The organism is Thermus sp. (genome assembly GCF_056332225.1).
Window position 1 is genome coordinate 13,982 of sequence record NZ_JBWGQW010000011.1, and the last position, 26,113, is coordinate 40,094.

The 26,113-nt window shown below is 69.5% G+C and carries 31 protein-coding genes, 4 tRNA genes and 2 pseudogenes; 16 read left to right on the forward strand and 21 right to left on the reverse strand.

What is annotated here, in order from left to right; all coding sequences use genetic code 11:
* Positions 1-3: 3 nt before the first annotated feature.
* From gltX to ftsY, 3 genes are read left to right on the forward strand one after another with little or no spacing between them, the layout of a single operon-like run.
* Positions 4-1,410 carry a glutamate--tRNA ligase gene (gltX, locus tag AC01Y6_RS03690; protein WP_476670279.1) on the forward strand — a complete coding sequence of 469 codons (1,407 nt, stop codon included), beginning with the start codon at positions 4-6 and terminating at the stop codon, positions 1,408-1,410.
* Between the two features lie 32 nt (positions 1,411-1,442).
* Positions 1,443-1,883, forward strand: coding sequence for a hypothetical protein (locus tag AC01Y6_RS03695; RefSeq protein ID WP_476670280.1), 441 nt, complete (start codon positions 1,443-1,445; stop codon positions 1,881-1,883).
* Between the two features lie 12 nt (positions 1,884-1,895).
* Positions 1,896-2,813: a signal recognition particle-docking protein FtsY gene (ftsY, locus tag AC01Y6_RS03700; RefSeq protein ID WP_347240787.1), complete on the forward strand. Its 918-nt coding sequence runs from the start codon at positions 1,896-1,898 to the stop codon at positions 2,811-2,813.
* Here ftsY and AC01Y6_RS03705 read toward each other — a convergent pair.
* Positions 2,810-2,962 (reverse strand): DUF5522 domain-containing protein, encoded by a 153-nt coding sequence (locus AC01Y6_RS03705; RefSeq protein WP_428715370.1) that lies wholly within the window; start codon positions 2,960-2,962, stop codon positions 2,810-2,812. The genes ftsY and AC01Y6_RS03705 overlap by 4 nt on opposite strands.
* Before the next feature lie 30 nt (positions 2,963-2,992).
* Here AC01Y6_RS03705 and AC01Y6_RS03710 point away from each other — a divergent pair, with 30 nt between their 5' ends.
* From AC01Y6_RS03710 to AC01Y6_RS03725, 4 genes are read left to right on the forward strand one after another with little or no spacing between them, the layout of a single operon-like run.
* Positions 2,993-3,403 (forward strand): disulfide bond formation protein B, encoded by a 411-nt coding sequence (locus tag AC01Y6_RS03710; RefSeq protein WP_476670282.1) that lies wholly within the window; start codon positions 2,993-2,995, stop codon positions 3,401-3,403.
* Entirely contained in the window at positions 3,400-3,879 is a 480-nt protein-coding gene (gene rnhA / locus AC01Y6_RS03715; RefSeq protein ID WP_476670283.1) for a ribonuclease HI, read from the forward strand. Before AC01Y6_RS03710 ends, rnhA begins: the two co-directional genes overlap by 4 nt.
* Positions 3,880-3,903: 24 nt before the next feature.
* Entirely contained in the window at positions 3,904-5,565 is a 1,662-nt protein-coding gene (locus tag AC01Y6_RS03720) for an acyl-CoA carboxylase subunit beta (RefSeq protein ID WP_476670285.1), read from the forward strand.
* A gap of 9 nt (positions 5,566-5,574) precedes the next feature.
* Positions 5,575-6,432, forward strand: a complete 858-nt coding sequence (locus AC01Y6_RS03725; protein ID WP_428721784.1) for a hydroxymethylglutaryl-CoA lyase — start codon at positions 5,575-5,577, stop codon at positions 6,430-6,432.
* On the opposite strand, the gene AC01Y6_RS03730 is transcribed toward AC01Y6_RS03725, so the two are convergent.
* Positions 6,429-6,824: a DUF3197 domain-containing protein gene (locus tag AC01Y6_RS03730; protein WP_347240793.1), complete on the reverse strand. Its 396-nt coding sequence runs from the start codon at positions 6,822-6,824 to the stop codon at positions 6,429-6,431. The two genes, AC01Y6_RS03725 and AC01Y6_RS03730, sit on opposite strands and share 4 nt — an antisense overlap.
* 81 nt (positions 6,825-6,905) lie before the next feature.
* On the opposite strand from AC01Y6_RS03730, the gene AC01Y6_RS03735 reads away from it, so the two are divergent.
* Positions 6,906-7,523 carry a YkgJ family cysteine cluster protein gene (locus AC01Y6_RS03735; protein ID WP_476670287.1) on the forward strand — a complete coding sequence of 206 codons (618 nt, stop codon included), beginning with the start codon at positions 6,906-6,908 and terminating at the stop codon, positions 7,521-7,523.
* Positions 7,524-7,551: 28 nt separating this feature from the next.
* Here AC01Y6_RS03735 and AC01Y6_RS03740 read toward each other — a convergent pair.
* Positions 7,552-7,643, reverse strand: a tRNA-Ser gene (locus AC01Y6_RS03740).
* Positions 7,622-9,202, reverse strand: a complete 1,581-nt coding sequence (tilS, locus tag AC01Y6_RS03745) for a tRNA lysidine(34) synthetase TilS (protein WP_476670289.1) — start codon at positions 9,200-9,202, stop codon at positions 7,622-7,624. Before tilS ends, AC01Y6_RS03740 begins: the two co-directional genes overlap by 22 nt.
* 30 nt (positions 9,203-9,232) lie before the next feature.
* Here tilS and AC01Y6_RS03750 point away from each other — a divergent pair, with 30 nt between their 5' ends.
* On the forward strand, positions 9,233-9,457 hold the full coding sequence (locus AC01Y6_RS03750) for a CDGSH iron-sulfur domain-containing protein (RefSeq protein ID WP_428715378.1): 225 nt from the start codon (positions 9,233-9,235) through the stop codon (positions 9,455-9,457).
* A gap of 180 nt (positions 9,458-9,637) precedes the next feature.
* Here AC01Y6_RS03750 and AC01Y6_RS03755 read toward each other — a convergent pair.
* A tRNA-Val gene (locus tag AC01Y6_RS03755) sits at positions 9,638-9,714 on the reverse strand.
* A gap of 7 nt (positions 9,715-9,721) precedes the next feature.
* Positions 9,722-9,796 (reverse strand) — tRNA-Cys (locus tag AC01Y6_RS03760).
* Between the two features lie 82 nt (positions 9,797-9,878).
* On the opposite strand from AC01Y6_RS03760, the gene AC01Y6_RS03765 reads away from it, so the two are divergent.
* Both AC01Y6_RS03765 and AC01Y6_RS03770 read left to right on the forward strand, forming a co-directional pair.
* Positions 9,879-11,309 carry an ATP cone domain-containing protein gene (locus AC01Y6_RS03765; protein WP_476670291.1) on the forward strand — a complete coding sequence of 477 codons (1,431 nt, stop codon included), beginning with the start codon at positions 9,879-9,881 and terminating at the stop codon, positions 11,307-11,309.
* Entirely contained in the window at positions 11,302-11,640 is a 339-nt protein-coding gene (locus AC01Y6_RS03770) for a hypothetical protein (protein WP_428721788.1), read from the forward strand. The genes AC01Y6_RS03765 and AC01Y6_RS03770 overlap by 8 nt, the downstream gene beginning before the upstream one ends.
* On the opposite strand, the gene AC01Y6_RS03775 is transcribed toward AC01Y6_RS03770, so the two are convergent.
* From AC01Y6_RS03775 to AC01Y6_RS03795, 5 genes and pseudogenes are all read right to left on the reverse strand, one after another.
* On the reverse strand, positions 11,613-11,909 hold the full coding sequence (locus AC01Y6_RS03775; RefSeq protein WP_476670292.1) for a hypothetical protein: 297 nt from the start codon (positions 11,907-11,909) through the stop codon (positions 11,613-11,615). The genes AC01Y6_RS03770 and AC01Y6_RS03775 overlap by 28 nt on opposite strands.
* Complete coding sequence (locus AC01Y6_RS03780) at positions 11,909-12,217, reverse strand: hypothetical protein (RefSeq protein WP_476670293.1); 309 nt, start codon at positions 12,215-12,217, stop codon at positions 11,909-11,911. Before AC01Y6_RS03780 ends, AC01Y6_RS03775 begins: the two co-directional genes overlap by 1 nt.
* A gap of 9 nt (positions 12,218-12,226) precedes the next feature.
* Positions 12,227-13,285 (reverse strand): threonine synthase, encoded by a 1,059-nt coding sequence (gene thrC, locus AC01Y6_RS03785; RefSeq protein ID WP_476670294.1) that lies wholly within the window; start codon positions 13,283-13,285, stop codon positions 12,227-12,229.
* 31 nt (positions 13,286-13,316) lie between these two features.
* Positions 13,317-13,860: pseudogene (locus tag AC01Y6_RS03790) on the reverse strand (Uma2 family endonuclease).
* A 4-nt stretch (positions 13,861-13,864) separates the two neighbouring features.
* Positions 13,865-14,863: a homoserine dehydrogenase gene (locus AC01Y6_RS03795; protein WP_476670296.1), complete on the reverse strand. Its 999-nt coding sequence runs from the start codon at positions 14,861-14,863 to the stop codon at positions 13,865-13,867.
* A gap of 51 nt (positions 14,864-14,914) precedes the next feature.
* On the opposite strand from AC01Y6_RS03795, the gene AC01Y6_RS03800 reads away from it, so the two are divergent.
* The 3 genes from AC01Y6_RS03800 to queG are packed head-to-tail and all read left to right on the forward strand — an operon-like array spanning position 14,915 to position 16,646.
* A complete protein-coding gene (locus tag AC01Y6_RS03800) occupies positions 14,915-15,145 on the forward strand; it encodes a type II toxin-antitoxin system Phd/YefM family antitoxin (protein ID WP_428715385.1) in 231 nt (76 codons plus the stop codon).
* Positions 15,124-15,516, forward strand: a complete 393-nt coding sequence (locus AC01Y6_RS03805) for a type II toxin-antitoxin system VapC family toxin (protein ID WP_428715386.1) — start codon at positions 15,124-15,126, stop codon at positions 15,514-15,516. Before AC01Y6_RS03800 ends, AC01Y6_RS03805 begins: the two co-directional genes overlap by 22 nt.
* Positions 15,510-16,646: a tRNA epoxyqueuosine(34) reductase QueG gene (gene queG, locus AC01Y6_RS03810; protein ID WP_476670299.1), complete on the forward strand. Its 1,137-nt coding sequence runs from the start codon at positions 15,510-15,512 to the stop codon at positions 16,644-16,646. Before AC01Y6_RS03805 ends, queG begins: the two co-directional genes overlap by 7 nt.
* Here queG and AC01Y6_RS03815 read toward each other — a convergent pair.
* On the reverse strand, positions 16,557-17,258 hold the full coding sequence (locus AC01Y6_RS03815; protein ID WP_428720457.1) for a metallophosphoesterase family protein: 702 nt from the start codon (positions 17,256-17,258) through the stop codon (positions 16,557-16,559). The two genes, queG and AC01Y6_RS03815, sit on opposite strands and share 90 nt — an antisense overlap.
* 69 nt (positions 17,259-17,327) lie before the next feature.
* Between AC01Y6_RS03815 and lnt the strand changes: the two genes are divergently transcribed.
* Both lnt and AC01Y6_RS03825 read left to right on the forward strand, forming a co-directional pair.
* Positions 17,328-18,659 carry an apolipoprotein N-acyltransferase gene (gene lnt, locus AC01Y6_RS03820; RefSeq protein WP_476670301.1) on the forward strand — a complete coding sequence of 444 codons (1,332 nt, stop codon included), beginning with the start codon at positions 17,328-17,330 and terminating at the stop codon, positions 18,657-18,659.
* Positions 18,638-18,724: transfer RNA gene (locus AC01Y6_RS03825), tRNA-Leu, on the forward strand. Before lnt ends, AC01Y6_RS03825 begins: the two co-directional genes overlap by 22 nt.
* A gap of 19 nt (positions 18,725-18,743) precedes the next feature.
* Here AC01Y6_RS03825 and AC01Y6_RS03830 read toward each other — a convergent pair.
* From AC01Y6_RS03830 to AC01Y6_RS03870, 9 genes and pseudogenes are all read right to left on the reverse strand, one after another.
* Positions 18,744-18,902 (reverse strand): annotated as a pseudogene (locus tag AC01Y6_RS03830) (ArsR family transcriptional regulator); the annotation flags it as partial.
* 397 nt (positions 18,903-19,299) lie between these two features.
* Positions 19,300-20,265 carry a tRNA-5-methyluridine(54) 2-sulfurtransferase gene (gene ttuA / locus AC01Y6_RS03835; protein ID WP_476670302.1) on the reverse strand — a complete coding sequence of 322 codons (966 nt, stop codon included), beginning with the start codon at positions 20,263-20,265 and terminating at the stop codon, positions 19,300-19,302.
* Between the two features lie 2 nt (positions 20,266-20,267).
* The gene (gene ttuB, locus AC01Y6_RS03840; protein ID WP_428719897.1) at positions 20,268-20,465 is read right to left on the reverse strand and encodes a sulfur carrier protein TtuB; all 198 of its coding nucleotides are present in this window, start codon (positions 20,463-20,465) and stop codon (positions 20,268-20,270) included.
* A gap of 4 nt (positions 20,466-20,469) precedes the next feature.
* Entirely contained in the window at positions 20,470-21,597 is a 1,128-nt protein-coding gene (locus AC01Y6_RS03845; protein WP_476670303.1) for an acetoin utilization protein AcuC, read from the reverse strand.
* On the reverse strand, positions 21,591-22,217 hold the full coding sequence (locus AC01Y6_RS03850) for an acetoin utilization AcuB family protein (protein ID WP_476670305.1): 627 nt from the start codon (positions 22,215-22,217) through the stop codon (positions 21,591-21,593). Before AC01Y6_RS03850 ends, AC01Y6_RS03845 begins: the two co-directional genes overlap by 7 nt.
* 87 nt (positions 22,218-22,304) lie before the next feature.
* The gene (locus tag AC01Y6_RS03855; protein ID WP_476670307.1) at positions 22,305-23,288 is read right to left on the reverse strand and encodes an ABC transporter ATP-binding protein; all 984 of its coding nucleotides are present in this window, start codon (positions 23,286-23,288) and stop codon (positions 22,305-22,307) included.
* The gene (locus AC01Y6_RS03860; RefSeq protein ID WP_347240814.1) at positions 23,285-24,304 is read right to left on the reverse strand and encodes an ABC transporter ATP-binding protein; all 1,020 of its coding nucleotides are present in this window, start codon (positions 24,302-24,304) and stop codon (positions 23,285-23,287) included. The genes AC01Y6_RS03855 and AC01Y6_RS03860 overlap by 4 nt, the downstream gene beginning before the upstream one ends.
* Positions 24,305-24,374: 70 nt before the next feature.
* Positions 24,375-25,730, reverse strand: coding sequence for an ABC transporter permease (locus AC01Y6_RS03865; RefSeq protein WP_476670309.1), 1,356 nt, complete (start codon positions 25,728-25,730; stop codon positions 24,375-24,377).
* Between the two features lie 10 nt (positions 25,731-25,740).
* Positions 25,741-26,113 (reverse strand): ABC transporter permease (locus AC01Y6_RS03870; RefSeq protein ID WP_476670311.1); only part of this gene is annotated, 373 nt, incomplete at its 5' end.

Genomic DNA, 26,113 nt, shown 5'->3' on the forward strand with positions numbered 1-26,113 from the left:
GGTATGGTGGTGACCCGCATTGCCCCAAGCCCCACGGGGGACCCTCACGTGGGCACGGCCTACATCGCCCTCTTCAACTACGCCTGGGCCCGGAAGAACGGGGGGCGCTTCCTCGTCCGCATAGAGGACACGGACCGGGCGCGCTTTGTGCCGGGGGCCGAGGAAAGGATCCTCGCCGCCTTAAAGTGGCTCGGCCTCACCTACGACGAGGGGCCCGACATCGGCGGCCCCCACGGGCCCTACCGCCAGTCGGAAAGGCTTCCCCTCTACCAAAAGCACGCCGAGGAGCTCCTGAGGCGGGGCTGGGCCTACCGGGCCTTTGAGACCCCGGAGGAGCTGGAGAGGATCCGCAAGGAGAAGGGGGGCTACGACGGGAGGGCCCGGAACCTCCCCCCCGAGGAGGCGGAGGAAAGGGCGAGGCGGGGCGAGCCCCACGTGATCCGCCTCAAGGTGCCCCGCCCGGGCACCACCGAGGTCAAGGACGAGCTTCGGGGGGTGGTGGTCTACGACAACGGGGAGATCCCCGACGTGGTCCTCCTCAAGTCCGACGGCTACCCCACCTACCACCTGGCCAACGTGGTGGACGACCACCTCATGGGGGTCACCGACGTGATCCGGGCGGAGGAGTGGCTGGTTTCCACCCCCATCCACGTCCTCCTCTACCGGGCCTTCGGCTGGGAGGTGCCCCGGTTCTTCCACATGCCCCTCCTGCGCAACCCCGACAAGACCAAGATCTCCAAGCGCAAAAGCCACACCTCCCTGGACTGGTACAAGGCGGAGGGGTTTCTGCCCGAGGCCCTCAGGAACTACCTCTGCCTCATGGGCTTCTCCATGCCCGACGGGCGGGAGATCTTCACCCTGGAGGAGTTCATCGCCGCCTTCACCTGGGAAAGGGTCTCCCTGGGAGGGCCCGTCTTTGACCTGGAGAAGCTCCGCTGGATGAACGGGAAGTACCTCCGGGAGGTGCTCTCCCTGGAGGAGGTGGCGGAGAGGGCGAAGCCCTTCCTCAAGGAGGCGGGGCTTTCCTGGGAAAGCGAGGCCTACCTGAGGCGGGCGGTGGAGCTCATGCGCCCCCGCTTTGACACCCTGAAGGAGTTCCCCGAGAAGGCCCGCTACCTCTTCGCCGAGGACTACCCCTTTTCCGAAAAGGCCCGGGCGAAGCTCGCGGAGGGGCTTCCCCTCCTCCGGGAGCTCAAGCCCCTCCTGGAGAGGCAGGAGGAGTGGACGGAAGCCGCCCTGGAAGCCCTTCTTAGGGGCTTCGCGGAGGAAAGGGGCCTGAAGCTAGGCCAGGTGGCCCAGCCCCTCCGGGCCGCCCTCACGGGGAGCCTGGAGACCCCAGGCCTCTTTGAGCTCATGGCCCTCTTGGGCAGGGCGCGGGTGCTTTCCCGCCTGGAGCGGGTCCTTTCGTGAAAAAGGCCGCAAGCCTGGGTATACTGGAAAGGATGAAGCGGCTACTTCTCTCCCTCGCCCTTTTTCTAAGCCTGGCCAGCGCCCAGGGCGCCATCGGGATGCGCTTTGGCTACGGGGAAAGCCTGGGCCTCACCTTCGGGGCCGGGGTGGAAAACCGCCTGCGGCAGAACCTCTCGGGCCGCCTCTTGGCGGAGCTCTCCCCGGCGGCCCCCGGGGTGGTCCTCGAGGCCAACCTCCTCTTCAAGCCGGACCTGGGCCAGTACGAGCCCACCCTGGCCGGAACCCTCCCCTACCTCGGCGGGGGCTTAAGCGGCCTTCTGGGACCTACGCCCACCCTGGGGGTGGGCTTCATCTTGGGGCTAGAGGGGCTTCTGGACCCCTACACCGGCCTCTTCGCCGAGGGCACCTACGTGTACGGCTTCGCCCAGTTCCCCAAGGTCTGGCGCCTGGCCCTTGGGGTAAACTTCCGCTAAGGCGGGGCGGGAATGGCCGGTTTCTTTGAGCGCCTGAAGGCGGGCCTCGCCAAGACCCGGGAAAGGCTCCTCAGGGCCATCCCCTGGGGCGCCGACCCCGAGGCGGTGTTGGAGGAGCTGGAGGTGGCCCTCCTCGCCGCCGACGTGGGCCTTTCGGCCACGGAGGAGCTTCTCCAGGAGGTGCGGGCCTCGGGGCGGAGGGACCTGAAGGAAGCGGTGAAGGAGAAGCTCGTCCAGATGCTGGAGCCGGACGAGCGGCGGGCCACGCTGAGGAAGCTCGGCTTCAACCCCACGAGGCCCAGGCCCGTGGAACCCCAAGGCCACGTGGTCCTGGTGGTGGGGGTGAACGGGGTGGGCAAGACCACCACCCTCGCCAAGCTGGGCCGCTACTACCAGGCCCTGGGCAAGAAGGTCCTCCTCTGCGCCGGGGACACCTTCCGCGCCGCGGGGAGCGCCCAGCTCGCCGAGTGGGGGAAGCGCCTTGGCCTACCCGTGATCCAGGGGGCGGAGGGGGCCGACCCCGCCGCCCTCGCCTTTGACGCCGCCCAGGCGAGGAGGGCGCGGGGCTACGATCTCCTCCTGGTGGACACCGCCGGGAGGCTCCACACCAAGCAGGGCCTCATGGAGGAGCTCAAGAAGGTGAAGCGGGCCATCGCCAAGGCCGACCCCGGGGAGCCCGGGGAGGTGTGGCTGGTGCTGGACGCGGTCACGGGGCAAAACGGCCTGGAGCAGGCCAAGCGCTTCCACGAGGCCTTGGGCCTCACCGGGGTCATCGTCACCAAGCTGGACGGCACGGCCAAGGGCGGGGTGCTGGTCCCCATCGTGCGCACGCTAAAGGTGCCCATCCGCTTCATCGGCGTGGGGGAAGGCCCGGACGACCTCCAGCCCTTTGACCCCGAGGCCTTCGTGGAGGCGCTCCTCGAGGCCTAGTCCCCCTCCCCTTTCCAGGGGCAGTGGCGGCACCCCGAGCCGCAGCAGTAGCCCCGCTTGCGGTGGTAGGCCTCGGTGAAGACCACCCGCCCCTCCTCCACGTAGAAGTCCTCCCCCTCCTTAAGCTCCCGCGGCGCTTCCTCCTCCATAGCCTCCAGTTTAGGGATATGCTCTTCCCGATGAAGCGCGCCCCCCTTCTCCTGGCCTTCGCCTGGGTGGTGGCCCTGGTGGCCACCCTGGGAAGCCTCTACTACTCGGAGGTGCGGCTTTTCCTGCCCTGCGAGCTCTGCTGGTACCAGCGGATCTTCATGTATCCCCAGGCGGTGATCCTGGGCCTCGCCCTCTGGCGGCAGGACTTCGGGGTGTGGCCCTACGGTCTGGCCCTTTCCCTCATAGGCGGGAGCATCAGCACCCTCCACCTCCTGGAACAGCGGTTCCCCGACCTCTTTACCCTGGCCTGCAAGCCTCCCGTGCCCTGCGGTACGGAATACATCCCCCAGTTCCCCATCCCCCTGCAGGCCCTCCTCGCCTTCCTCCTCATCGCCCTAAGCATGGCCCTCCTGTCCAGGGAGGCCCGGGGCCCGGCGTGAAGCGGGTGGAGCTCTTCACCGACGGGGCCTGCCTGGGAAACCCAGGGCCCGGGGGCTGGGCGGCCCTCCTCCGCTTCCAGGCCCACGAGAAGCTCCTCTCCGGCGGGGAGCCCTGCACCACCAACAACCGCATGGAGCTGAGGGCCGCCGTGGAAGGCCTGAAGGCGCTGAAGGAGCCCTGCCAGGTGGACCTCTACACCGATAGCCGCTACCTGCAGAAGGCCTTCACCGAGGGCTGGCTGGAAAGGTGGCGGAAGCGGGGCTGGCGGACGGCGGAGGGCAGCCCGGTGAAAAACCAAGACCTCTGGGAGGCCCTTCTCCTCGCCATGGCCCCCCACCGGGTGCGCTTCCATTTCGTGGAGGGGCACGCCGGCCACCCGGAGAACGAGCGGGTGGACCGGGAGGCGAGGCGCCAGGCCCGGGCCCAGGCCGAGGCGCCCTGCCCGCCAAAGGCTTCCACGCTTTTCCACGGATAGGCAGAAAAGCGTTATAATCGGGCCATGCTGGAAACCGCCCTGCGCCCCGAGGACCGGGAAAGCCCCGCCTTCAAGGCCAACAAGGACGCCTGGGTGGCCCTGGTGCGGGACTTCAAGGAGAGCCTAGAGAGGGTGCGCCAGGGAGGGGGCCCGAAGGCCGTAGAGCGCCAGCACAAGAAGGGCCGTCTCACCGCCAGGGAGCGCATCCAGAGGCTCATAGACCCGGGCACGGAGTTCTACGAGCTCATGGCCTTCGCCGGGTGGGGGATGTACGAGGAGTGGGGCGGGGCCCCGGCGGGGGGGGTGGTGGCGGGGATCGGGCGCATCCAGGGCCGGGACTGGATGGTCATCGCCAACGACGCCACGGTGAAGGCCGGGGCCTTCTTCCCCATCACCGCCAAAAAGGTGATCCGGGCCCAGACCATCGCCCTGGAAAACCGCATCCCCACGGTCTACCTGGTGGACTCCGCCGGGGTCTTCCTCCCCCTTCAGGACGAGGTCTTCCCCGACCAGGACGACTTCGGCCGCATCTTCTACCTGAACGCCCGCATGTCCGCCCTGGGGATTCCCCAGATCTCGGCCATCATGGGGAACTGCGTGGCCGGGGGGGCCTACCTTCCCGTGATGACCGACGTCCTCCTCATGACCGAGGGAAGCGGCCTCTACCTGGCGGGCCCCGCCCTGGTGAAGGCGGCCATCGGCCAGGAGGTTTCCTCGGAGGAGCTCGGGGGGGCGAGGATGCACTACGAGGTTTCGGGGACGGTGGACTTCTACGAGCCCACGGACGAGGCCGCCCTGGAGCGCATAAGGGAGCTCGCCGCCCTCTACCCGCCCCCCCGCCTCGCTCCCTGGGCGGAGGGGCGCAAGGCGCCCAAGGAACCCCTTTACCCCGTAGAGGACCTCTACGGCCTGGTCTCCCCGGACGGCTCCCGCCCCTACGACCTAAGGGAGGTGATCGCCCGCCTGGTGGACGGCTCGGAGTTTTTGGAGTACAAGGGGGGGTACGGGGAGACCCTGGTCACGGGCTTCGCCCGGATCGGCGGCTTCCCCGTGGGCATCGTGGGCAACCAGCGCCTCGTCCTGAAGAAAAGGGGGCGGATTGAGGTGGGCGGGGTCATCTACGCCGAGGCGGCGGACAAGGCGGCCCGGTTCATCCTCGAGGTCAACCAGATGAATATCCCCCTCCTCTTCCTCCAGGACGTGACGGGCTTCATGGTGGGGAAGGAGTCGGAGCAGGCGGGGATCATCCGGCGGGGGGCCAAGCTGGTGAACGCCGTCTCCAACTCGGTGGTGCCCAAGATCACCCTGATCCTCGGGGGGTCCTTCGGGGCGGGAAACTACGCCCTCGCGGGCAAGGCCTACGCCCCCCGCTTCCTCTTCGCCTGGCCGAGCGCCAAGTACGCCGTGATGGGCGGGGCCCAGGCGGCGAAGACCCTTCTTGAGCTTGAGGTGGAGAAGCTCAGGCGGGAGGGCAAGGAGCCCTCGGACGAGGAGCTAAGGGAGCTTTACGAGCGCATCAAGGGCCGCTACGAGGAGACCCTGGACCCCCGGTACGCCGCGGCGAGGCTTTGGGTGGACGCCGTGATCTTCCCCCACGAGACCCGGAAGTGGCTCATCAAGGCCCTCGAGGCCTGCGCCCTGAACCCCGAGCGGGAGCCCTTCCGGGTGGGGGTCTTCCAGGTGTAGGAGGGCGAGGTGGCCGAGGCCAAGTGGGTGGAGTGCCCCAGGGACGCCTGGCAGGGGTTTTCCCGCTTCATCCCCACGGAGGAGAAGGTGGCCTTCCTAAAAAGGCTTCTGGAGGCGGGCTTCCGCCACCTGGACCTCACGAGCTTCGTCTCCCCCAAGTGGGTGCCCCAGATGGCGGACGCCGAGGAGGTCCTAAGGGCCCTTCCCCCTCCGGAAGGGCGCACCTACCTCGCCATCGTGGCCAACGAGAAGGGCCTGGAACGGGCCCTCGCCGCCCCCCACCTCACCCACGTGGGCTACCCCTTCTCCCTTTCCGAGACCTTCCAGCAGAGGAACACCAACCGCTCCCTCGAGGAGTCCTGGCCCCTGGTGGAGGCCATGGTGGAGAAGACCCAAGGGAGGCTCGGCCTCGTGGTCTACCTCTCCATGGCCTTCGGCAACCCCTACGGGGACCCTTGGAGCGTGGAGGGGGTTTTGGAGGCCATCGCCAGGCTCAAGGCCCTCGGCGTGAGGGAGATCGCCCTGGCCGACACCTACGGGGTGGCGGACGCGGAGCGCGTCTTTGAGGTTCTAAAGGCCGCGGTGGAAAGCTTCGGCCCCGAGGGCTTAGGGGCCCACCTCCACGCCCGGCCCGAGGGGGTACTAAAAAAGGTGGAAGCGGTCTTGGAGGCCGGGATCCCCTGGCTGGAAGGGGCCCTGGCCGGGGTGGGGGGGTGCCCCTTCGCCGGGGACGAGCTCGTGGGCAACCTCCCCACCGAGGTGGTCCTCCCCTATCTGGAGAGGAAGGGCTTGGCCACGGGGGTAGACCTCAACCGCCTCCCTAAGCTGGCGGAGGAGGCGGCGAGGCTTAGGGCCCTTTACGGCTAGGCCGCCTGCTTGAGGTAGATCCCGGGGTCCGTGGGGTTGGCGATGGCGTTCACCCGCCTAAGCACCTCCTCCGTGGGGTAGCCGAGGAGGGCGGTGAGCTCCCCCGGGGAGACCACGGCCTCGTAGAACCGCCTCGCCCCCCCCTTGAGGAGGAGGTCCACCAGCTCGGAAAGGGCCTCCTCCCCCCCGGGAAAGGCGGGTCCGAAGGCGTCGGGGATGAGGAGGTCCTTTCTTGGGGTGTGGAGGAGGAGGGCGTAGCGGGCCTTATCCCTCCGGTCTTGCCAGTCGGTGATGAGGTAGACCTTGGCCTCGGAAAGCCTCACCCCGCCCAGGGCCGCCTTCAGGGCCTCGAGGCTCGCCCGGGGCGCGGCGCGCATGCCCACGCGTTCCATGCCTCCATCTTATTCCCCTGGGGTAGGGGCAAAACTCCCGAGGAGCTTCCGGGCGTAGATCACCCCCTAAACTCAAGAGGGATGGGCGAGGCCACCACCCCGGAAGCGGCCTGGAAGGCCTTGGACCAAGACCTGGCCGACTACCTAGAGAAGAAGGGGCTGAAGCCCTCCTGCCGCGCGGGGTGCTTCGCCTGCTGCTTCGGCTGGGTAACCCTCTCCCGCCTCGAGGCCGAAGCCCTCCTTCCCCACCTCACCCCCGCCCAGAAGGCCCGCCTCCTGGAGGAAGGCCCAAGGCGCCTCGCCCTCCTGCGCCAGGGCAAGGACGACCCCCTCTTCCCAAGCCGCTTCTTCCAAGGCCGCACCCCCTGCCCCCTCCTGGAGGGGGGCCTGTGCGGGGTCTACCCCCAGAGGCCCCTCGCCTGCCGGGGCCTGCTCACCGCGGGAAACCCCGAGCTCTGCCTCCCCGAGGCCAGGGCCCCCAAGGGCCACTTCCTCCCCGTGCCCTGGCGCATGGCCCGCCTGCGCATGGAGGCGCTATGGGAGGAGGAAAGAAAGCGCCACGGCTTTCTCCTCCTCGGGGAGCTTGCGGGGCTTCTCTACCTCCTCCTCCAGGGCCTCCCCGAGGGGCGGGAGGCGGTGGAGGCCACCCTGGAGGCCCTTGGGGTTTTGGGGGGAAGGTGGGGGTACCAGCTGGGGTGAGGAAAGGGGCGGCCCGGAGGCCGCCCTTTGGCGGAGGGGGCGGGATTCGAACCCGCGAGGCCCCTCGCGGGGCCTACCGGTTTTCGAGACCGGCCCGTTCAACCGCTCCGGCACCCCTCCCTGAGCCGGGCGAAGAAGTCCCTTAAGAGCTTAGCACACTCCCCCTCCCTCAGGCCACCCCTCAGGCCCCGCCCGTCCCCGAAGCGGGTGAGGGCCCCCTCCTTCAGGTTCTCCGTCCCGTAGACCACCTCTACCCCGGCCTCGAGGAGGGCGTGGTGGCACATGCGGCAGGGCTCCAGGGTGACGTAAAGCCGCCCGCCCCGGGCCCTTTGGCCGAGCCTCCTCAGGAGGAGCATCTCCGCGTGGGCCGTGGGGTCCTTTGTGGCCTCCACCCGGTTGTGGTCGGCGTGGACCTCTTCCCCCACCACCAGCACCGCCCCCACGGGCACCTCCCCCTCGGCGAAGGCCCTCCTGGCCTCCTCCAGGGCAAGCCCCATGAGCTGGGCCTCCTCGGGGGGCGGGAAGAGGCCCAAGACCTCCTCCACCCGCCCCTCCTCCCCCCGCACGGGCCAGAGGGGCCTGAGCTCCCTCGGCACTCCCCTCTCCGCCAAGAACTCCACCAGGCGCTTCCTCCCGAAGGGCAGGGCCAGGTGGTCCCCGGGGGCCGGGCGGCGAAAGCCCGGGGGCAGGGGCACCCTGGGGGCCGGGGGGATGAGGAAGAGCGTCCCCCCCTGCCTGCGGGCGGTGTGGCCCCCCGGCAGGGTCCCCGCCTTCCCCTTGAGGGCCTCCTCCAGGAGGAGGACGAGGCGGTGTTCGGGGCGAAGGTCCAGGGCTTCCAGCACCTGGCGCAGGGCCCTCCGGCGCAGGGGCTCGGGGGCGTGGAGGAGGGGGGCCGCCCGGTAGGCGGGGACGAAGAAGCGGGGGTCGGGGAGGAGGCGGGCCTGGGCCTCCCGCTCCAGGAGGGCGTCCTCGGCCTCCTGCACCTTGGCGAAGCGGAAAAGGGCCTCCCGGGCCCGGGGAAAGCGCTTAAGGAGGAGGGGGAAGACCACGAGGCGCAGGTAGTTCCGGTCCAGGGAGAGGTCCTGGTTCGTGGGGTCCTCCCGCCAGGCCTCCCCCAGGGCCTCGAGGTAGGCCCTCAGCTCCTCCCGGGGGAAGGGGAGGAGGGGGCGGACCACGAGCCCCTCCTTCTCCCGGATGCCAAGCCCCCGGGCCGTGCCCTGGAGGAGCTTGAGGAGGAGGGTTTCCGCCTGGTCGTCCAGGGTGTGGGCGGTGAGGATGGCCTTGGCCCCCACCCCCTTGGCCACCCGGTGGAGGAAGGCGTAGCGCACCTCCCGGGCCAGGGCCTCGAGGTTCTCCCCCCGCTCCTTGGCGAGCCTCCCCACCTCCACCCGCTCGGCGAAGAAGGGGAAGCCGAGCCGCTCCGCCAGGGCCCGCACGAAGGCCAGGTCCTCGGGGCTATCGGGGCGGAGGCCGTGGTCCAGGTGGGCCACCACCGCCCTCCGCCCGGCCCGCGCCACCAGGTGGGCCAGGGCCACGGAGTCCCCGCCCCCCGAGACCGCGAGGACCAGGGGGTCCTTGGGGGCGAGCCTCTGCAGGCGCTCTCCAAAGGCGGCCTCGAGCCCCCCATCCCGAAGCTCCGGGCTCCCCACGAGGGCGGAAGGCTCAGACCGGCCCCCCATGGGTCCAGTCTACCCCGCTAAACTAAGGGCATGCGGATCCGCTTTCGGGAGAACGGGCCCTACGTGGTGGAGTTCCCCCCAGGGACCAGGGTGCGCCTTGGCGGGGAAGAGATCCCTCTCCCCAAGGGGAACCTGGCCCTTTGCCGCTGCGGCGGTTCCCAGAAGAAGCCCTTTTGCGATGGCACCCACAAGACCCTGGGGTTCCAGGCCGAGGCGGGGGCAATCCAAATAGAGGTGGGGGTTTCCCAAACCTAAGTGCCCGCACCTTGGCTTTGCAACACGGGATGCCCAAGCTTTGGCTGTGGGAAAGCTCTTTTGGGCCCCGTGCTGGCTTGCGCCAGCACGGGGTGGCATGAGGGGGCCAGGTCCCCGCTCCCAGGGGCGGCGAAGCCGCGCTGGGATAAAGGGCAAAGCCCCGGGAATCCCGGGGCTTTCTGGTGGGCGCGAGTGGACTTGAACCACCGACCCCTACCGTGTCAAGGTAGTGCTCTGGCCACCTGAGCTACGCGCCCTTGCCTTTGGAGGCGCCGGCCGGATTCGAACCGGCGAATGGAGGTTTTGCAGACCTCTGCCTTACCCCTTGGCTACGGCGCCAAGCTATTAGGCATGGTAGCACGGGGAGAAACCCCTGTCAAGGAAAGCCCTTTCCTAGCGGGAAATGCTATGATGCCTGGCAATGGGCGAGATCTTCGTGCGCCTCAGGCGGGGCCGCTGGCCCCTTTCCAAGGGGCTCTTGGTGGAAGCCCTTCTGCCTTTAGGGGTGCCCCTCGAGGCCGCCCAGGCCGTGGCCCACACCGTGGAGGAGCGCCTCAAGGAGGAAGGCCGCAAGGAGGTGGGGCCCAAGGCCCTGCGGCAGGTCTTCCTGGAGGAGGTGGCCAAAGCCCTGGGCCAGGGGGTGGCGGAAAGGCTCTCCCGGCAGACCCTTCCCTTTGAAGAGATCCTGGTCCTAAGGGGAAGGCGGCCGAGGCCCTTTTCCAAGGGGCTCCTGGCCCAGAGCCTGGAGGAGGCCGGGCTCTCCCTAAAGGAGGCCCACGCCCTGGCCCAGGCGGTGGAGCGCCGCCTGAGGGAGGAGGGGGTGCGCAGGATCTCCGCCCGCCGCCTGGAACAGGTGGTGGCGGAGGAGGTGGCCCGGGCCAAGGGCGAGGGCGCCGGAAAGCGCTACCTGGAGCGCCAGGCCTTCGCCGGGGAGCTCTTCGTGGAGGAGGAGGGCGGCGAGCCCCGCATGCCCTTTTCCAAGGGCATCCTGGCCCAGTCCCTCATGGGGATCGGCCTCTCCCCGGAGCAGGCCTACCGCCTGGCCCGGGAGATGGAACGGGCCTTGCGCCAGGAAGGAAGGCGGGTGGTGGGGCGCACGGAGCTCAGGGAGCGGGTGTACCAGGCCCTTCTCAAGGAGGTGGGAGAGGAAGCGGCCCGCCGCTACCTCCTCCTGCGGAGCCTCCGGAGGAGCGCCCGGCCAGTCCACATCCTCATAGGAGGGGTTACGGGGGTGGGGAAAAGCGTCCTCGCCTCGGCCCTGGCCTATAGGTTAGGCATCACCCACATCGTCCCTTCGGACGCGGTGCGGGAGGTCTTCCGGGCAAGCCTCTCCCAGGACCTCCTCCCCACCCTTCACCTCTCCACCTTCGAGGCCTGGAAGGCCCTCACCCCGGGCCTCCTCAGCGAGGAGGACCACGAGGCCCGGGTCCTGAGGGGGTTCCTGGACCAGGTGGCCCGGGTGGCCGTGGGCCTCAGGGCCATCCAGGAAAGGAGCGCTCTGGAGGGCACCTCCATCGTCCTGGAAGGGGTCCACGTGGTGCCCCGCTACCTGGACCACCCCCACCGGGAAAGGGTCCTCACCGTGCCCATGCTGGTGGTCCTCCACGACGAGAAGCTCCACCGGGACCGCTTCCTCCTCAGGGACCGGGAGACGGGCCACGCCCGCCCCCAGGAAAAGTACCTACGCCACTTCCCCGAGATCCGCCTCATCCAGGACCACCTCCTCCTCCTGGCCCAGGAGGAAGGGACCCCCGTCATCCCGGGAGAGGACCTGGACGAGGCGGTGGAAAAGGCCCTGGAGGTGCTGGTGGCCTACCTCGAGGCCCAAAGCCCGGGGGTGGCCCGTGCTTGAGGCCCTGGCCTTCCCCTTCCTCATGGCCCTCGCCTTCCGGCTGGAAAAACGCCTCCCCCTTTGGGCCCTGGGGATCTGGCTCAACCTCCTCTGGTTCGTCTACCAAGACCGGCTGGGCTCGGGGTGGCTGGCCTACCTCCGGGGCCTGGGAGCGGGCCTCTTTCTGGCGGCGGGCTACGGGCGGCCGGGCCTGGTCTGGGCCCTCACCCCCTGGCCCCTTCTCCTTTACCTGCGCCTGGACGTAAGGGAACTGGCCCTCTACCTCCCCGCCATGGGGGAAGGCATGCTCTTAGGGGCCCTCCTCTACCTGGCGGGCTTCCGCAGGCGGTAGGCGAGGTAGGGTAGCCCGAGGCCCAAGGCCCCCCCCAGAAGGGCGTGGAGGGGGTGGCCGAAGAAGACCTGCAGGAGGAGGTAGAGGGCCAAAAGCCCAAGGAAGAGGGGCACGGGAAAGGGCCTTTCCCCATAGGCCAGGCCCGCGCCCCCTAGCGCGAGGCCCAGGGCCAGGGCGATGCCCTCCTGGTTCGGGCGAAGCCAGAGGAAGTAGAGGTAGCCCGCCACCCCGAGAAGGGAGAGGGCCTGGGCCAGGCGGTTCGGGTCCACTATTCCTTCACGAGGCGGGCCACCAGGAGCTGGGAGAGGAAGAGGGCCACGCCCCCCCAGGCCACCTGGGGCTCCCGCCCCAGAAAACCCATGACCGCCGAGAAGGCCCCGGCCACCAGGAAGTAGGGCACGTACTTCGGGCTCACGGTGAGCCCCAGGACGAAGGCCACCAGAAACCCCGCCACCCCGGGGGGAAGGCTCGCCCCCAGGGCCAGGAAGAGGAGCATGAGGGCGATGGTGATGGCCCCGGCCAAGTAGTAGGCCCCGGGAAAGGGCTCGGGGACTTTCTTGCGGGCGCGCTCGGCCATACCCCAAGGCTACCACAAAAGCCCTGCGGCCGCGGCCACCGCCTCGAGGCGGGCGGGCACGGGCGGGGGAAGCTCGGCCACCCGCTCGGCGGTGGCCGGGTCCTTGAGGCCGTGGCCCGTGAGGGTGAGGACCACGGCGCTCTCCGGGGCGAGCCTCTCCTCCCGCAAAAGCTTGAAGACCCCGGCCATGGCCGCGGCGCTTGCGGGCTCGCAGAAGATCCCTTCCTCCCGGGCCAGGTAGCGGTAGGCGAAGAGGATCTCCTCGTCCGTCACCGCCTCTATGAGCCCCCCCGACTCCTCCTTGGCCCGGACGGCCCCTTGCCAGCTCGCCGGGTTGCCGATGCGGATGGCGGTGGCCAGGGTCTCGGGGCGCTCCACCGGGCGGCCCAGGACCAAGGGCGCCGCCCCCGCCGCCTGGAAGCCGAGCATTTGGGGAAGCCTTTTGGCCTTTCCCAGGGCGTGGTACTCCTTGTAGCCCATCCAGTGGGCGGTGATGTTCCCCGCGTTCCCCACGGGAAGGGCGTGGTAGTGGGGGGCGTCGCCGAGCTCGTCCACCACCTCAAAGGCCAGGGTCTTCTGGCCCTCTAAGCGGTGGGGGTTCACCGAGTTCACCAGGGCCACGGGGAAGTTTTCCGCCAGCTCCCGGGTAAGGCGCAGGGCGTCGTCAAAGTTCCCCTCCACCTGGACGATCCTCGCCCCGTGCACCAGGCTCTGGGCCACCTTGCCCAGGGCCACGTAGCCCGCCGGGAGGACCACGATGGCCCGGATCCCGGCCCTGGCGGCGTAGGCCGCGGCGGAAGCGGCGGTGTTCCCGGTGCTGGCGCAGGCGATGGCCCTTGCCCCCCCTTCCACCGCCTTGGAGACGGCGAGGGTCATCCCCCTGTCCTTGAAGCTCCCCGTGGGGTTCAGGCCCTCGTACTTGGCGTAGAGGCGGATGCCCTTCCTCCTCGCCTCCTCGGGGCCCTTGAGGGGGATGAGGGGGGTGGAGCCCTCGAGGAGGCTCACCACCGGCGTCTTCTCCGAGACCGGGAGGAGGTCCCGGTAGCGCTCAATGAGGGGAAGCCGCATGACCCCATGCTCCCGCCCCAGGGCCCCGCCGTCAAGGGAGGAAAAGGCCTCGGGTCTCCAGGGCGAAGCCGGGAAGCTCGGGGTCTAAGGGCACCCGCTCCGGCCCCTGGTGGGCCTCCATCCCTCCCGGCCGGAAGACCTCCACCCGGTGGTCCAGGAGGACCACGAGACGCACCCCGTTCTTCAGGTACCACGCCGCCTTACCCCGAAGCTCTTCCAGGCTTTGGCTTCGGGAACGGACCTCAAAGACCGCGTCCGGGGCCAAGGGAGGAAACCCTTCCCGCTCCTCCGGGGAGAGGGCCCGCCACCTCTCCCCCTGGAGGAAAGCAGCGTCCGGGGCGAGCACCGAGCCGTCGGGAAGCCTAGGCGTCAGAGACCACCCCCAGGCCCTGCGCCTCGTTCCAGCGGTAAAGCTGGCCCAGGACGGCGGCGCTAATCCGCCCGCTTTCCCCGCCCGTAGGGGACACGGCTAGCCTCCCGTCGGCCAGGCGCTCAAACTGCCAACCTGGGTTCTTCTCGGAAAGGGCGCGGAGCTCCTCATCGCTTATGGGGCGCAGGAGGTCCAGAAGGGGCACGGCCTCATTCTACCCCCGGCCAGGGGCTTCCCTCCTCCAGGGGGGGCCTCGCCCGGGGCGCGGGGAGGTGCCCCGGGGCCCCGGAGAGGAAGCGGAGGAGGTCGGCGAAAAGCCCGCTCGCCGTGGCCCCGCCCCCGGCCCCGGGCCCCGCGACGAAGGCCTCGCCCAAGGGCCTCGCCCTGACCCAGAGGGCGTTCCCCTGGGCCCTCGCCAAGGGGTGGTCCTGGGGAAGGCGCCTTGGGGCCACCACCGCCCGCCACCTCCCCCCCTCCCCGTAGAGGCTCGCCACGAGGCGCACCCTCTCCCCCCGGGCCTCGGCCTCCTCTAGGGCCTTCGGGGTGAGGCGGGCGATGCCCTGGGCCTCCACCCCGGCGAAGGGGAAGCCGGGGTCCACGAGGAGGCGGGCGAGGAGGGTGAGCTTGTGGGCGGCGTCTATCCCCTCCACGTCCAGGGTGGGGTCGGCCTCGGCGTAGCCCAGGCGCTGGGCCTCGGAAAGGGCCTCGGCGTAGGTCCTCCCCCGCTCCATCTCCTTCAGGATGTAGAGGGTGGTGCCGTTCAGGATGCCGTGGAGCTCCACGGGCTCGCTTCCCTTTAGGGTTTCCAGGAAGGAGAGGGCCGGGGTGCCCGCCATCACGCTCGCCTCGTGGTAGATCAGGCCCTCCTCGGCGAAGGGGCGGAGGCGGTCCCAGGCCTCGGCCAGGAGGGCCTTGTTGGCGGTGATGAGGGGGATGCCGGCCTCGAGGGCGGGAAGGACGAGCCTAAGGGGGGCCTCCACCCCTCCCATGGCCTCCACCACCAGGTCGGCCTCGAGGAGGTCAAAGGGCTCGGCGCGAAGGAGCTCCTGGGGAATGGCCCGGGGCCTCTTCGGGTCCCGCACCAAGACGCCCAGAAAACGGGGAACCACCCCCAAGGCGGCAAGTTCCTCCTCCCTCTCCAGGACGAGGGTATAAAAGGCGCTCCCCACGGTGCCCCCACCCAGAAGGGCGATCTTTAGGGCCTCCATGGGGGGATTATACCCCTTGCCCCTCTTAGCTAAGCTGGCTAAGCTAAGTCCGTGAAGACCTTCACCGTGCACCAGGCCAAGACCCATCTCTCCCGCCTCCTGAAGGCCGTGGAGGAGGGGGAGGAGGTGGTGATCCTGAGGGGCAAAACCCCCGTGGCCCGGCTCGTCCCCTACCGCAAGGGGAAGCGCCCCCTGGGGTTTGTCCCTGGGAAGCTTTCCGAGAGCTTCTTTGAGCCCCTTCCCGAGGAGGAGCTCGCCCTGTGGGAAGGCGCTACCTCCTAGACACCCACGTCCTCATCTGGGCCCTCACGGAACCCAAGCGGCTGAGCCCCAGGGTCCGGAGGCTCTTGGAGGACCCCGACACCCCCCTTCTCGTCTCCTCGGCCAGCGCCTGGGAGATGGCCACCAAGCACCGCCTAGGCAAGCTTTCCGGCGCCGAGGCGGTCCTGGAGGGCCTGGAGGGCCACCTCTCCCGCCTGGGGGCCGAGGAGCTTCCCATCAGGCTTGCCCACGCCCTCCTGGCGGGAAGGCTTCCCGGGGAGCACCGGGACCCCTTTGACCGCATCCTGGCCGCCCAGAGCCTGGTGGAAGGCCTCGTCCTCCTCACCACCGACCGCGCCTTCCCCACCTTCGGCGTGGAGACCCTGTGGTGAAGGACCTCCTGGAGGAACGGGCAGGGGAGCTTGGGCTCCTCTTCGCCTGGGCCCCTTTGGACCTTCCTCCGGAGGCGGAGGCGCGCCACCGGGCCTGGCTAAAGGCGGGCCGCCACGGGGGGATGGCCTACCTCGAGGCCCCGGAGCGCTTCCGCCCCAAAAAGCGCTTCCCCTGGGCGAGGAGCGCCCTCCTCCTCTTCGCCCCCTACGCCTACCCCGACCCCGGGACCCCCCCGGGGGGCCTCCGGGTGGGCCGGGTCGCCCGCTACGCCTGGACGCGGGACTACCACCTCCTCCTGGGGGAGGCGCTGAAGGCCCTGGAAGGGACGGCGAGGGGCCTGGGCCTCGAGGCCAAGGGCTACGTGGACCACGGGCCCCTTCCCGAAAGGACCCTGGCCACCCTCTCGGGAACGGGCTGGATCGGCAAAAGCGGCTACTTCCTCTCCCCGGCCTTCGGGGCCCACAGCTTCATAGGGGTCCTCCTCACCCCCCTGGAGGTGGAAGCCCCACCCCTCCACCCTAACCGCTGCGGCCGCTGCGCCCGCTGCCTTTCCGCCTGCCCCACGGAGGCCCTCCTTGGGGACGGCACCCTGGACGCCCGGCGGTGCGTGAGCTACCTCACCGTTGAGCACAAGGGGCCCATCCCTCCCGCGCTCTGGAGGGGGATGGGGGACTGGCTTTTCGGCTGCGACCTCTGCGGGGAGGCCTGCCCCTGGGGGAGGTTCGGCAAGGTCTGGAAGGCCTTAAGGCCCGAGCCCGAGCTCGCCCACCCGGACCTCCTGGACTTCCTTCGCCTCTCGGGGCGGGCCTTCCAGAGGAAGTACGCGGGCACCGCCTTCCTCCGGGCGGGGAGGGCCCGCATGGCCCGAAACGCCCTCGTCGTCCTCTTCAACCTGGGCCTGGGGGAGGCCCTCTTCCGGGAGGCGGCAAGGGACCCAAGCCCCCTGGTCCGGCGCACCGCCCTAGGGGCCCTCCACCTCCTGGGAAAGCCCCTGGACCCCTTCCTGGAGGACCCCGACCCCGGGGTGCGGCGGGAGGCCCTACTCCTCCTGGAAGCGCCCGGTGCGGTAGACCTTCTCCAGGACCGGGGGCAGGCCCCAGGCCCTGAGGTCAAAGAGGAGGGGGCCTAGGTCGTAGGGCACTTTAAGGAAGCGGGCCTCGAGGGTCTCCGTGTCCAGGACCATGGCGTCCGCCCCGTGCTCCCCGGTGAGGCTTAGGCCCACGCTCCCGGGGTCCGCGAGAAGCCCCGCCCCCACCCGCCGGGCCAGGGGGAGGTGCCGCCCCCCTAGGAGGAGAACCCCGGCCCCGTAGCGCTCCAGGAGGGGAAGGAGGTCCCGGGCCGGGGAGAGGAGGTCCACCCGCCCCTCGGGGTTTCCCGGCGCCCCGTGGAAGGCCACGAGGCGCCGCTCCCCGTAGGCCTTGCGGTGGGAGAGCCTTAAGGAGCGGAGGTAGGCGAGCTCCTTCTCCCCAAGCTGGCTTCGGGTCCACTCCAGGGTGGCCCGGCCCACCCCCTCAGGGAGAGACCCGGGGAGGGGGTAGGCCACCCTCAGGTCCCAGGCCCCGGCGAGGGCGGAAAGCCCTTCCTGCCAAATCCTGTGGATCACCTGCCGGGGGTGGGGCCCGTAGCCCACCAGGTCCCCGAGGACCAGGACCTCGTCCACCCCTTCGGCCCTCAGGGCCTCCAGGGCGGCCTCGAGGGCGGGAAGGTTGGCGTGGAGGTCGGAGAGGACCCCAAGGCGCATGGCCCCATTCTGCCATCCCCCTCTTCAAAACCCGGTGAAAGGCGCACGGGGAGGCCTTATGGTGGAGGGGTGCGGGCCTTCCTCTTGGGCCTCCTCCTCGCCTTAAGCCTCCCTCCCTTCCCCCTGGGCTTCCTCGCTCCCCTCTTCCTGGCCTTCCTCCTCAAGGGGGGCTTCCGGGAGGGGTTCTTCGCGGGCCTGGGGTTTTGGGGGCTCCACCTCCTCTGGCTTCCCCAAAGCTTCGCCCAGAACTTCGGGCCCTGGGGGGCGGTCCCCTTCCTCCCCCTGGTCCTCGTCAAGGCCCTCTCCTTCGGCCTCCTCTTCGCCCTCACCCCAACGCCCCTCATGCGCATCGGGGGGTGGGTCCTCCTGGAGTGGCTCACGGAGAAGGGGGAGCTCGCCTTCCCCTGGGGGCTTTTGGGCTACGCCCTGGTGGAGGCCCCGGGGCGGGTCCTCGCCGCCTTGGGCGGGGTCTACCTCCTCTCCCTCCTCGTCCTCCTCGTGGCCTATGGCCTCAGGGCGAGGCGGCCTTGGGTCCTCCTCCCTTGGGCCTTCCTCTGGCTCCTCCCCCTCCCCGAGGCCAAGCCCGAGGGAAAGGCCCTCCTGGTCCAGGGGAACATCAACCCCTTAAGGAAGTTCCAGGGGGAGCTGGACGAGGCGGTCTACCTGAGGCTCACCGAGGCGGGGCTTAGGGCCCACCCCGAGGCGGACCTCGTGGTCTGGCCCGAGACCGCGGTCTGGGCCATCCCCAAGGGGGTGGACGCCCTCCTCCAGGGCCGCCCCCTCCTCACCGGCCTCAACCTCTTCGGCCCCAACCGGGCGGTGCTCTACCGAAAGGGCGAGGTCCTCGGCCACTACGACAAGACCCGCCTCGTCCCCTTCGGGGAGCGCTTCCCCTTCCGGGAGGCCTTGGGCGGGGTCTACGCCTTCTTCTTCCGGGCCCTGGGACTTGGGGAGCTCGCCGACCGCGTCCCGGGGGGGAAGGTGGCCCCCATCGGGCCTTACGGGGTCCTCATCTGCTACGAGTCGGTATTTCCCTCGGTAGCCCGGAGCCTGGCCCGGGAGGGCGCCGGGGTCCTCGTCCTCCTCACCAACGACGCCTGGTTCGGCCCCTCCTTCGGGGGCAGGCAGCACTTCGCCCTGGGGCGCCTAAGGGCGGTGGAAACGGGGCGCTGGCTCCTCAGGGCCGGGAACGACGGGATCACCGCGGCCATAGACCCCTTCGGCCGGGTGGTGGCGGGGATCCCGCCCCACCAAGAGGGCTTCCTCCTCGCCCCTTACGCCCGGAAAACGGGCCTCACCCCCTACGCGCGCCTCGGGGACTTCCCGGTGGGCCTGGCGTTGACCATCTTCCTCCTTGGCCTTATCCTTAGGGTGCGTCCGCCGGGGTGGCGGAACCGGTAGACGCGGCAGACTCAAAATCTGCTGTCCGCAAGGACGTGCGGGTTCGAGTCCCGCCCCCGGCACCAAGGGGCCCCGAAAGGGGCCTTATTCCTTGTCCCAAAGGGCGAGCACATAGTTCTCCGCCGCCTGGAAGCGGGGCGGGCTTCCCAAGGCCTCCCGGAAGAGGCCCTCCAGGGCCTCCAGGGAGAGCCTCCGCCCAAGGGGCGGCCCCACCTCCTCCTCCCGGTAAGGCCACTCCAAGACGTCGGGTAGGGAAGGCGCCTGAGCCAGTACCCGGTCCCCGCGCCCACCTCGAGAAGGCTCTCCCCCGGAGGAAGAAGCCCCCTCAGGACCCGCTCCTCCTCGGCGATGACGTAGGCCCCCAAGGGGGTCTCGTACCAGGTCTCGTAGGCCTCGGCCAGGGAAGCGAAGGGGTCCACGCCCCTAGTCTAGCCGCACCGCCACGCCCTCGTCGGGGCGCAAAAAGAGCCTCTCCCCCATTGGTGTCCTGGAAGCTCCGGGGGTAGACCTGGTAGATCACCGCCTCTTTCCACCACATGGCCTCAGTCTACACCCAGACCTGGAAGCTCTTCCACAAGCCGGAAGGGGGGAACCCCCCGCCCCCGGTGAAGCCCTCCCTTAGGGGCGGCGGACCCCGGGCCTAACCCCCACGGACGGGCTCCACCCGGGGCCGGAAGGCGGCCTCCTCCGGCAGGAGGCGGCGCTTCTTGGCCCGGCGGTAGACGGCGTCCCACATGCGGCAGAAGGAGCAGACCGCCCCCGTGGTGGGGTAGCCGCACCGCTCGCACTCCCTTAAGGGCACCTCCTCCTCGGCCTTCAGGCGGGGCTGGATCTTGTCCAGGAAGCCCTCGAGGAAGCGGAGCTTGGCCCCCGGCATCTCCTTCTCCACCAGGTTCAACGCCTCCTTGTAGAGGAGGCTTTTCGCCCCCTTGGCGTTGGGGCACTCCTCGTGGAGGTAGCGGATCCCCCTGAGGAGGGTGTAGGAGAGGACCTCCCTTTCGCTGAAGCGGTAGAAGGGCTTGACCCGGGCGGCGAGGCCGGGCTTCTCGGGGAGCACGGGCCCCTGGCGCACCAGGGCGTCCTCCTGGGGGTTCAGGAGGTTCCCGAAGAGGACGGCGGCCTCGTCGTCCAGGTTGTGCCCCGTGGCCACCGCGCGGAAGCCCCCCTCCACCGCCACCTGGTTGAGGATGTACCGCTTGGAGAGGCCGCAGGCGGAGCAGGCCACCCTCCCGGAAAGCTCGGCGAGCTCCGGCACCCCGAAGCCGTAGGCCCCCTTCAGGTCCACCACCCATAGCTCCAGGCCCCTTTCCCTGGCGAAGGCCCGGGTGACCTCGAGGCTCCGGTCGGAGTAGGCCCCGATGCCGAGGTGGATGTGGAGGCCCACGGCCTGGTAGCCCAGGCGGTGAAGCACGTCCCAAAGGGCAAGGGAATCTTTCCCCCCCGAGACCGCCACCAGCACCCTCTCCCCGGGCTTCAGCATCCGGTGGCGGCGGATGGCCCGCTCGGTTTCCTTGACGAACCAGTCCAGGTAGTGCTCCCGGCAGAGGGCGAGCCCCCGGGACCTCACCTCCACCTGGGCCTTCTCCCCGCAGACCTTGCAGACCACGGCTACCCTCCCGAGATGGCGGAGAGGACCTCTAGGGTGTCCTCCTCCTCCACCACCTCGTCCGGGGTGAGAAGCGTCTCCCCCCGCACCGCCACCACGGTCTCGGGGTTCACCCCAAGCTCCTCCAGGACTGCCCGCAAGGGGCGGTTCCCCTTGACCTCCACCTCCTTGCGCTCGGGCAGGCGCAGAACGACCCTCACCCCGCTAGTGTAGCAGGTGGGGGGCCACGAGCTCCGTGAGCCTCTGCAGGGTGAGGCGGTTCCGCTTCGCGATCTCCTCCCGCCTGGGGATCCCCGGGTAGGCCCCCTCGGGGTCGTGGAGGGTGGGGGTGAGGGGCTTCCCGAGCCTTTCCTCCCACGCCCTCCGCCACCCCTCGGGCAGGCGCTCGGGGAGAGGAAGGCCGTGGAAGACGTGGTAAAGGAGGGCCCAGACCCGCACCGCCCCGTCCAGGCTGTACCCGCCCCCCAAGGTGAAGAGGACCCTGCCCCCGGCGTAGGCCTCGGCGTACTCCAGGAGGAGGCGGAAAAGCCTTTCATAGGCCCGGGTGGTGAGGAGGAGGTCGGCCAAGGGGTCCAGGAAGTGGGCGTCCGCCCCCGCCTGCACCACGAGGACGTCGGGGCGGAAGGCCTTTAGGGCCCAGGGCAGGAGGGCCTGGAAGACCTCGAGGTAGCTTTCGTCCTCGGTGAAGGGCTCCAAGGGGAGGTTAAGCTTCCTCCCCAGGCCCGCCCCTCGGCCCACCTCGTGGACGTGCCCCGTGCCGGGAAAGAGGTAGCGGCCCGACTCGTGGAGGCTTAGGGTGAGGACCTCCCCCTCCTCGTAGTGGATCCACTGCACCCCGTCCCCGTGGTGGACGTCAATGTCCACGTAGGCCACGCGAAGCCCGGAGCGGGTCATGTGGCGGATGGCCACGGAGAGGTCGTTGTAAACGCAAAACCCCGAGGCGCGGTCGTACTGGGCGTGGTGGAGGCCGCCCCCAAGCTGAAGCACCCGCTTCTCCCCCGAGAGGATCCGCCTCGCCCCCTCCAGGGTCCCCCCCACCAGGACCCGGGCCGCCCGGTCCATGCCGGGGAAGACGGGGGTGTCCCCCGTGCCCAGGCCGTAGTGCTCCAGGTCGGGGTAGAGCTCCCCCCGGCTTGCCGCCTCCACCCGCTTCACCAGGCGCTCGGAGTGCACCGTGAGCACCTCCTCCCTCGAGGCCTCAGGGGGCGCAAGGGGCGTCCGCCACACCCCGAGGGCCTCTAGGAGGGAGGTGAGCATCTCCAGGCGGACGGGGCTGAAGGGGTGCTGGGGCCCGAAGTTGTAGAGGCGGTACTCCTCCCGGTAGATCACCATGGCTTCCTGGGGGGCCAGAGGACCGCAAACCCCTCCCGGCGGAGGTCCTCCGCCAGGGGGTGGGTCTCCAGGGTGTTCACCCGCACCACCGCCCGCACCGCCTCCTCCCCCTCGGGGTAGGAGAGGAGGGAGTGGATGTTCACCCCCCGCCCCGCCAAAAACCCCGTGAGGCGGGCAAGCTCCCCAGGGCGGTCGGCGAGGCGCACCTCGAGGCGGCCCGAGGGCTCCGTGACCCCGGTGAGCCTGAGGAGGGCGTCCAGGAGGTCAATCCCCGTGACGATGCCCACGAGGGCCTCGTCCTCCAAAACCGGGAGGCACCCGATCTTCCGCTCCCGCATGGCCCGGGCCGCCTCCTCCACGGGGTCTAAAGGGTGGGCGGTGACCACGGCCCGGGTCATCACCTCCCCCACCTGGGTGCACCCGGGGCAGGGCCCCTTGGGGTTCAGGTGGCTCGTGGCCAGGCGAATGTCCCGGTCGGTAAGGATGCCCACGAGCCTCCCCCCCTCCACCACGGGGAGGTGGCGGATCCCCCTTTCCAGGAGGAGGCGGTAGGCGTCCTCGAGGGTCGCCTCGGGCCCCACGGTGAGGACGGGGCTTTTCATCACGTCCCTTACCAGCATGGGCCCAGTATACGGCGAAAGGGCCCCGGAAGCCGGGGCCCTGGCCTCACCTGGGGAATCAGCCCCCCATGCGGGCCTGGGGTGGCCTTAAAGGATGTCGTCCCGGATGCAGGCCTTGTAGTGCCCCGGGGAGACCTCCTTAAGCTCGGGCACCACCTGGGCGCACTCGGGCAGGGCGTAGCGGCACCGCGTGCGGAAGACGCACCCCGAGGGCGGGTTGATGGGCGAGGGAATGTCCCCCTGGAGCACGATCCGCTCCCGCTTCACCGTGGGGTCCGGGATGGGCACCGCCGAGAGCAGGGCCTCCGTGTAGGGGTGCTTGGGGTTGCGGTAAAGCTCCCGGGCAGGGGCGAGCTCCATCACCTTCCCCAGGTACATCACCGCCACCCGGTCCGAGATGTACTCCACCACCGCCAGGTCGTGGGCGATGAAGAGCAGGGTGAGCCCGAGCTCCTCCTTGAGGTCCTGGAGGAGGTTCACCACCTGGGCCTGGATGGACACGTCCAGGGCGGAGACCGGCTCGTCCGCCACGATGAACTCCGGGGCCACCGCCAAGGCCCGGGCGATCCCGATCCTCTGCCTCTGCCCCCCGGAGAACTCGTGGGGGTAGCGCCGCATGTGGTCCGGGGAAAGCCCCACGAGCTTAAGGAGCTCCGCCACCCTCTCCGCCCGCTCCTGGGGGGTCTTCCCGATCCCGTGGATGACGAGGGGCTCGGCGATGATGTCCCCCACCGTCATCCGCGGGTTCAGGGAGCTGAAGGGGTCCTGGAAGATGATCTGCATCCGCCGCCGGAAAGGCCTTAGGGCGTTCTTGGGGATATCCGTGATGTCCTGCCCCTCAAAAAGGATCCGGCCCCCCGTGGGCTCAATGAGGCGAAGAAGGGTCCGGCCCACCGTGGTCTTCCCGCTCCCCGACTCCCCCACGAGCCCCAAGACCTCCCCCCGCCTTATGGCGAAGGAAACCCCGTCCACCGCCTTGACGCTGGCCACCACCCGGGAAAGCACCCCCCCGCGGATGGGAAAGTGCTTCTTGAGGTCCTTGACCTCCACAAGAACCCCGTTCCCCTTCATGCCCTAACCTCCCGGATCTCCCGCCAGCGAACGCACCTCACCCGGCGACCCTCCCCAGCCTCCTCTAAGGGCGGCACCTCCCGGTCGCAAAGCCCCTCCACGTAGTGCTTGCACCGGGGGTGGAAGGCGCACCCCGGAGGCAAATAAAGGGGGTTCGGCACGTTCCCGGGAATGGCCTCAAGCCGCTCCTTGCGCTCCGCCGCCAGGTCCAGCCGCGGCACCGAGTGCAAAAGCCCCCGGGTGTAGGGGTGGAGGGGCTCCTTGAAAAGCGGCACCACGTCCGCCTGCTCCACCGCACGGCCCGCGTACATCACCACCACCCGGTCCGCCATCTCCGCCACCACCCCCAGGTTGTGGGTGATGAAGAGGATGCTCATCCCGATCTCCTCCTGGAGCTTCTTCATCAGCTCCAGGATCTGCGCCTGGATGGTCACGTCCAAGGCCGTGGTGGGCTCGTCGGCGATGAGGAGCGAGGGGTTGCAGGAAAGGGCCATGGCGATCATCACCCGCTGCCGCATCCCCCCCGACATCTGGTGCGGGTAGTTGCTGAGCCGCTTCTTGGGCTCGGGAATCCCCACCAGGTCCAGCATGTGCGCGGCAAGCTCCATGGCCTCCTTGCGGCTTTTCCCCTGGTGGAGCATGATGGCCTCGGCGATCTGGTCCCCCACCGTGTACACCGGGTTCAGGGAGGTCATGGGCTCCTGGAAGATCATGGCGATGTCGTTCCCCCGGATCCGGCGCATCTCCGCCTCGGAGAGCTTGGTGAGGTCCCGCACCCGCCCGTCCTTCCCGCGGAAGAGCACCTCCCCCCCCACGATCCGCCCGGGAGGCGTGGGGATGAGCCGCATGATGGCCAGGGAGGTCACGCTCTTCCCAGACCCCGACTCCCCCACCACCGCCAGGGTCTCCCCCTTGTCCACGTGGAAGGAAACCCCGTCCACCGCCTTCACCACCCCGTCGTCGGTGAAGAAGTGGACCCTGAGGTCCCTCACCTCCAAAAGCCGCTTCTCGTCCATGGACACTCCTTCAGCAAAGCCCTCAAAGCACCTCACCCGTTATACGCCATACCCGGTCAAAAGAGAAGCCCTACTGCCGCCGCCTCGGGTCCAGGGCGTCGCGCAGGCCATCCCCGAGGAAGTTCCAGGAGAGCACCGAGAGGAAGATGAAAAACCCCGGCCAGAGCACCCAGGGGCGGTCGGTGAAGGAGGCGAAGCCGCCCTGCTGCGCCGCCTGCAGGAGGAGCCCCCAGCTGGTGTAGGGCTCGGTGACCCCGAGGCCCAGGAAGGAAAGCCCGCTCTCCCCCAGGATGAAGCCGGGGATGGTGAGGGAAAGGCTCACGATCACGTAGCTCGCCGTGGCGGGAAGCACGTGCCGGGTGATGATGCGGCCGTCCGAGGCCCCGAGGGCCCTGGCCGCCTGCACGTAGTCCATCTCCCGCACGGAAAGCACGATCCCCCGCACCACCCGGGCGAGCCCTCCCCAGCCGATGAAGCCGAGAAGCCCCACCACCAGGTAGAAGGTGAGGAGGGGATCTATATTGGTGGGGAAGACCGCCCGCAAGGAGATGAGGAGGAAGAGGGAGGGGATGGCGGCGATGATCTCCACCGTGCGCATGATGAGGTCGTCGGGGTCCAGGCGGATGGGCTCCCGGAAGAGCCTAAAGAGGATGGCCCCCGCCGCCAGGCCCCCGAGGAAGACCACCAGGAAGTCCAGCCCCCGGGAGAAGGGGTCCTCCCCGGGGGTTAGGCGGGCGAAGGAGAAGGCGAGGAAGAGGGCCGAAGCGGCCACCCCGAGCCAGAGGAGGAGGCTCAAGGGGCCAAGGAGGAGGCCCAGGCCCCGCCACCGGGAAGGGGGCAGGGAGAGGTGGAAGGGGCGGCCCGAGAAGTAGCCCGCAATCCCCCCCAGGAGAAGCCCCAGGGCGAAGGAGACGAGGGCCGAGAGGATGCCGATGGTGAGGGACACCTGGCCCCCGTAGACCACCCGGCTGAAGAGGTCGCGGCCGAAGTTGTCGGTGCCCATGAGGAAGATGCGCCCCGGGGGGTCCACGCCGAAGAGGCGGAGGTCGGAGCGGAAGACCTTGAAGATGGTGTAGGGTTGGTCCGGGGTGCGCACGAAGAAGCGGACGTAGAACTTCCCCTGGCCCGGGTCCTCCTCATAACGGGGCTGCAGGGACACGGGGTCAATGCTCCGCTTGGTGGCGTAGACGAAGGGGCGGGTGAGCCTGCCCGTTTCGGGGTCTACGAAATGGATCCGGGTGGGCGGGTGGTTGCCCTTGGGCGGGTAAAGCTCGTAGTAGTTGGGGTCGTAGGGGCTGAAGAACCCGGCGAAGGCGGCCATGAGGTAGAGGACGAAGAGAATCCGCCCGCCCCAGACCGCCAGGCGGTGCTTGCGGAACTGGCGCAGGACGAGTTGGGTCCGGCTTAAGGAAAGGGCGCGCTCCACGGTCCACCCCCTACTCGTAGCGGATCCTGGGGTCCACCCAGGCGAGGAGCAGGTCGGAGATCAGGTTGCCGATCATGAGGAGGACCAGGCTCACGGTGAGGAAGCCGGCGATGACGTAGAGGTCCTGGTTGGCGATGGCGTCCAGGAAGAAGGGGGTGATGCCCGGCCAGGCCATGACCACCTCCACGAAGCCCGCTCCGGAGATGAGCCCGGGAAGAAGCCCGCCCAGGGTGGCCACGAAGGGGATCACGGCGTTGCGGAAGGCGTGCTTGTAGAGGACCACCCGCTCGGAAAGCCCCTTGGCCCGGGCGGTGCGGATATAGTCCTGCCCCAAGACCTCCAGCATCTGCCCCCGCATGAGGCGGGAAAGCCCGGCGATGTCA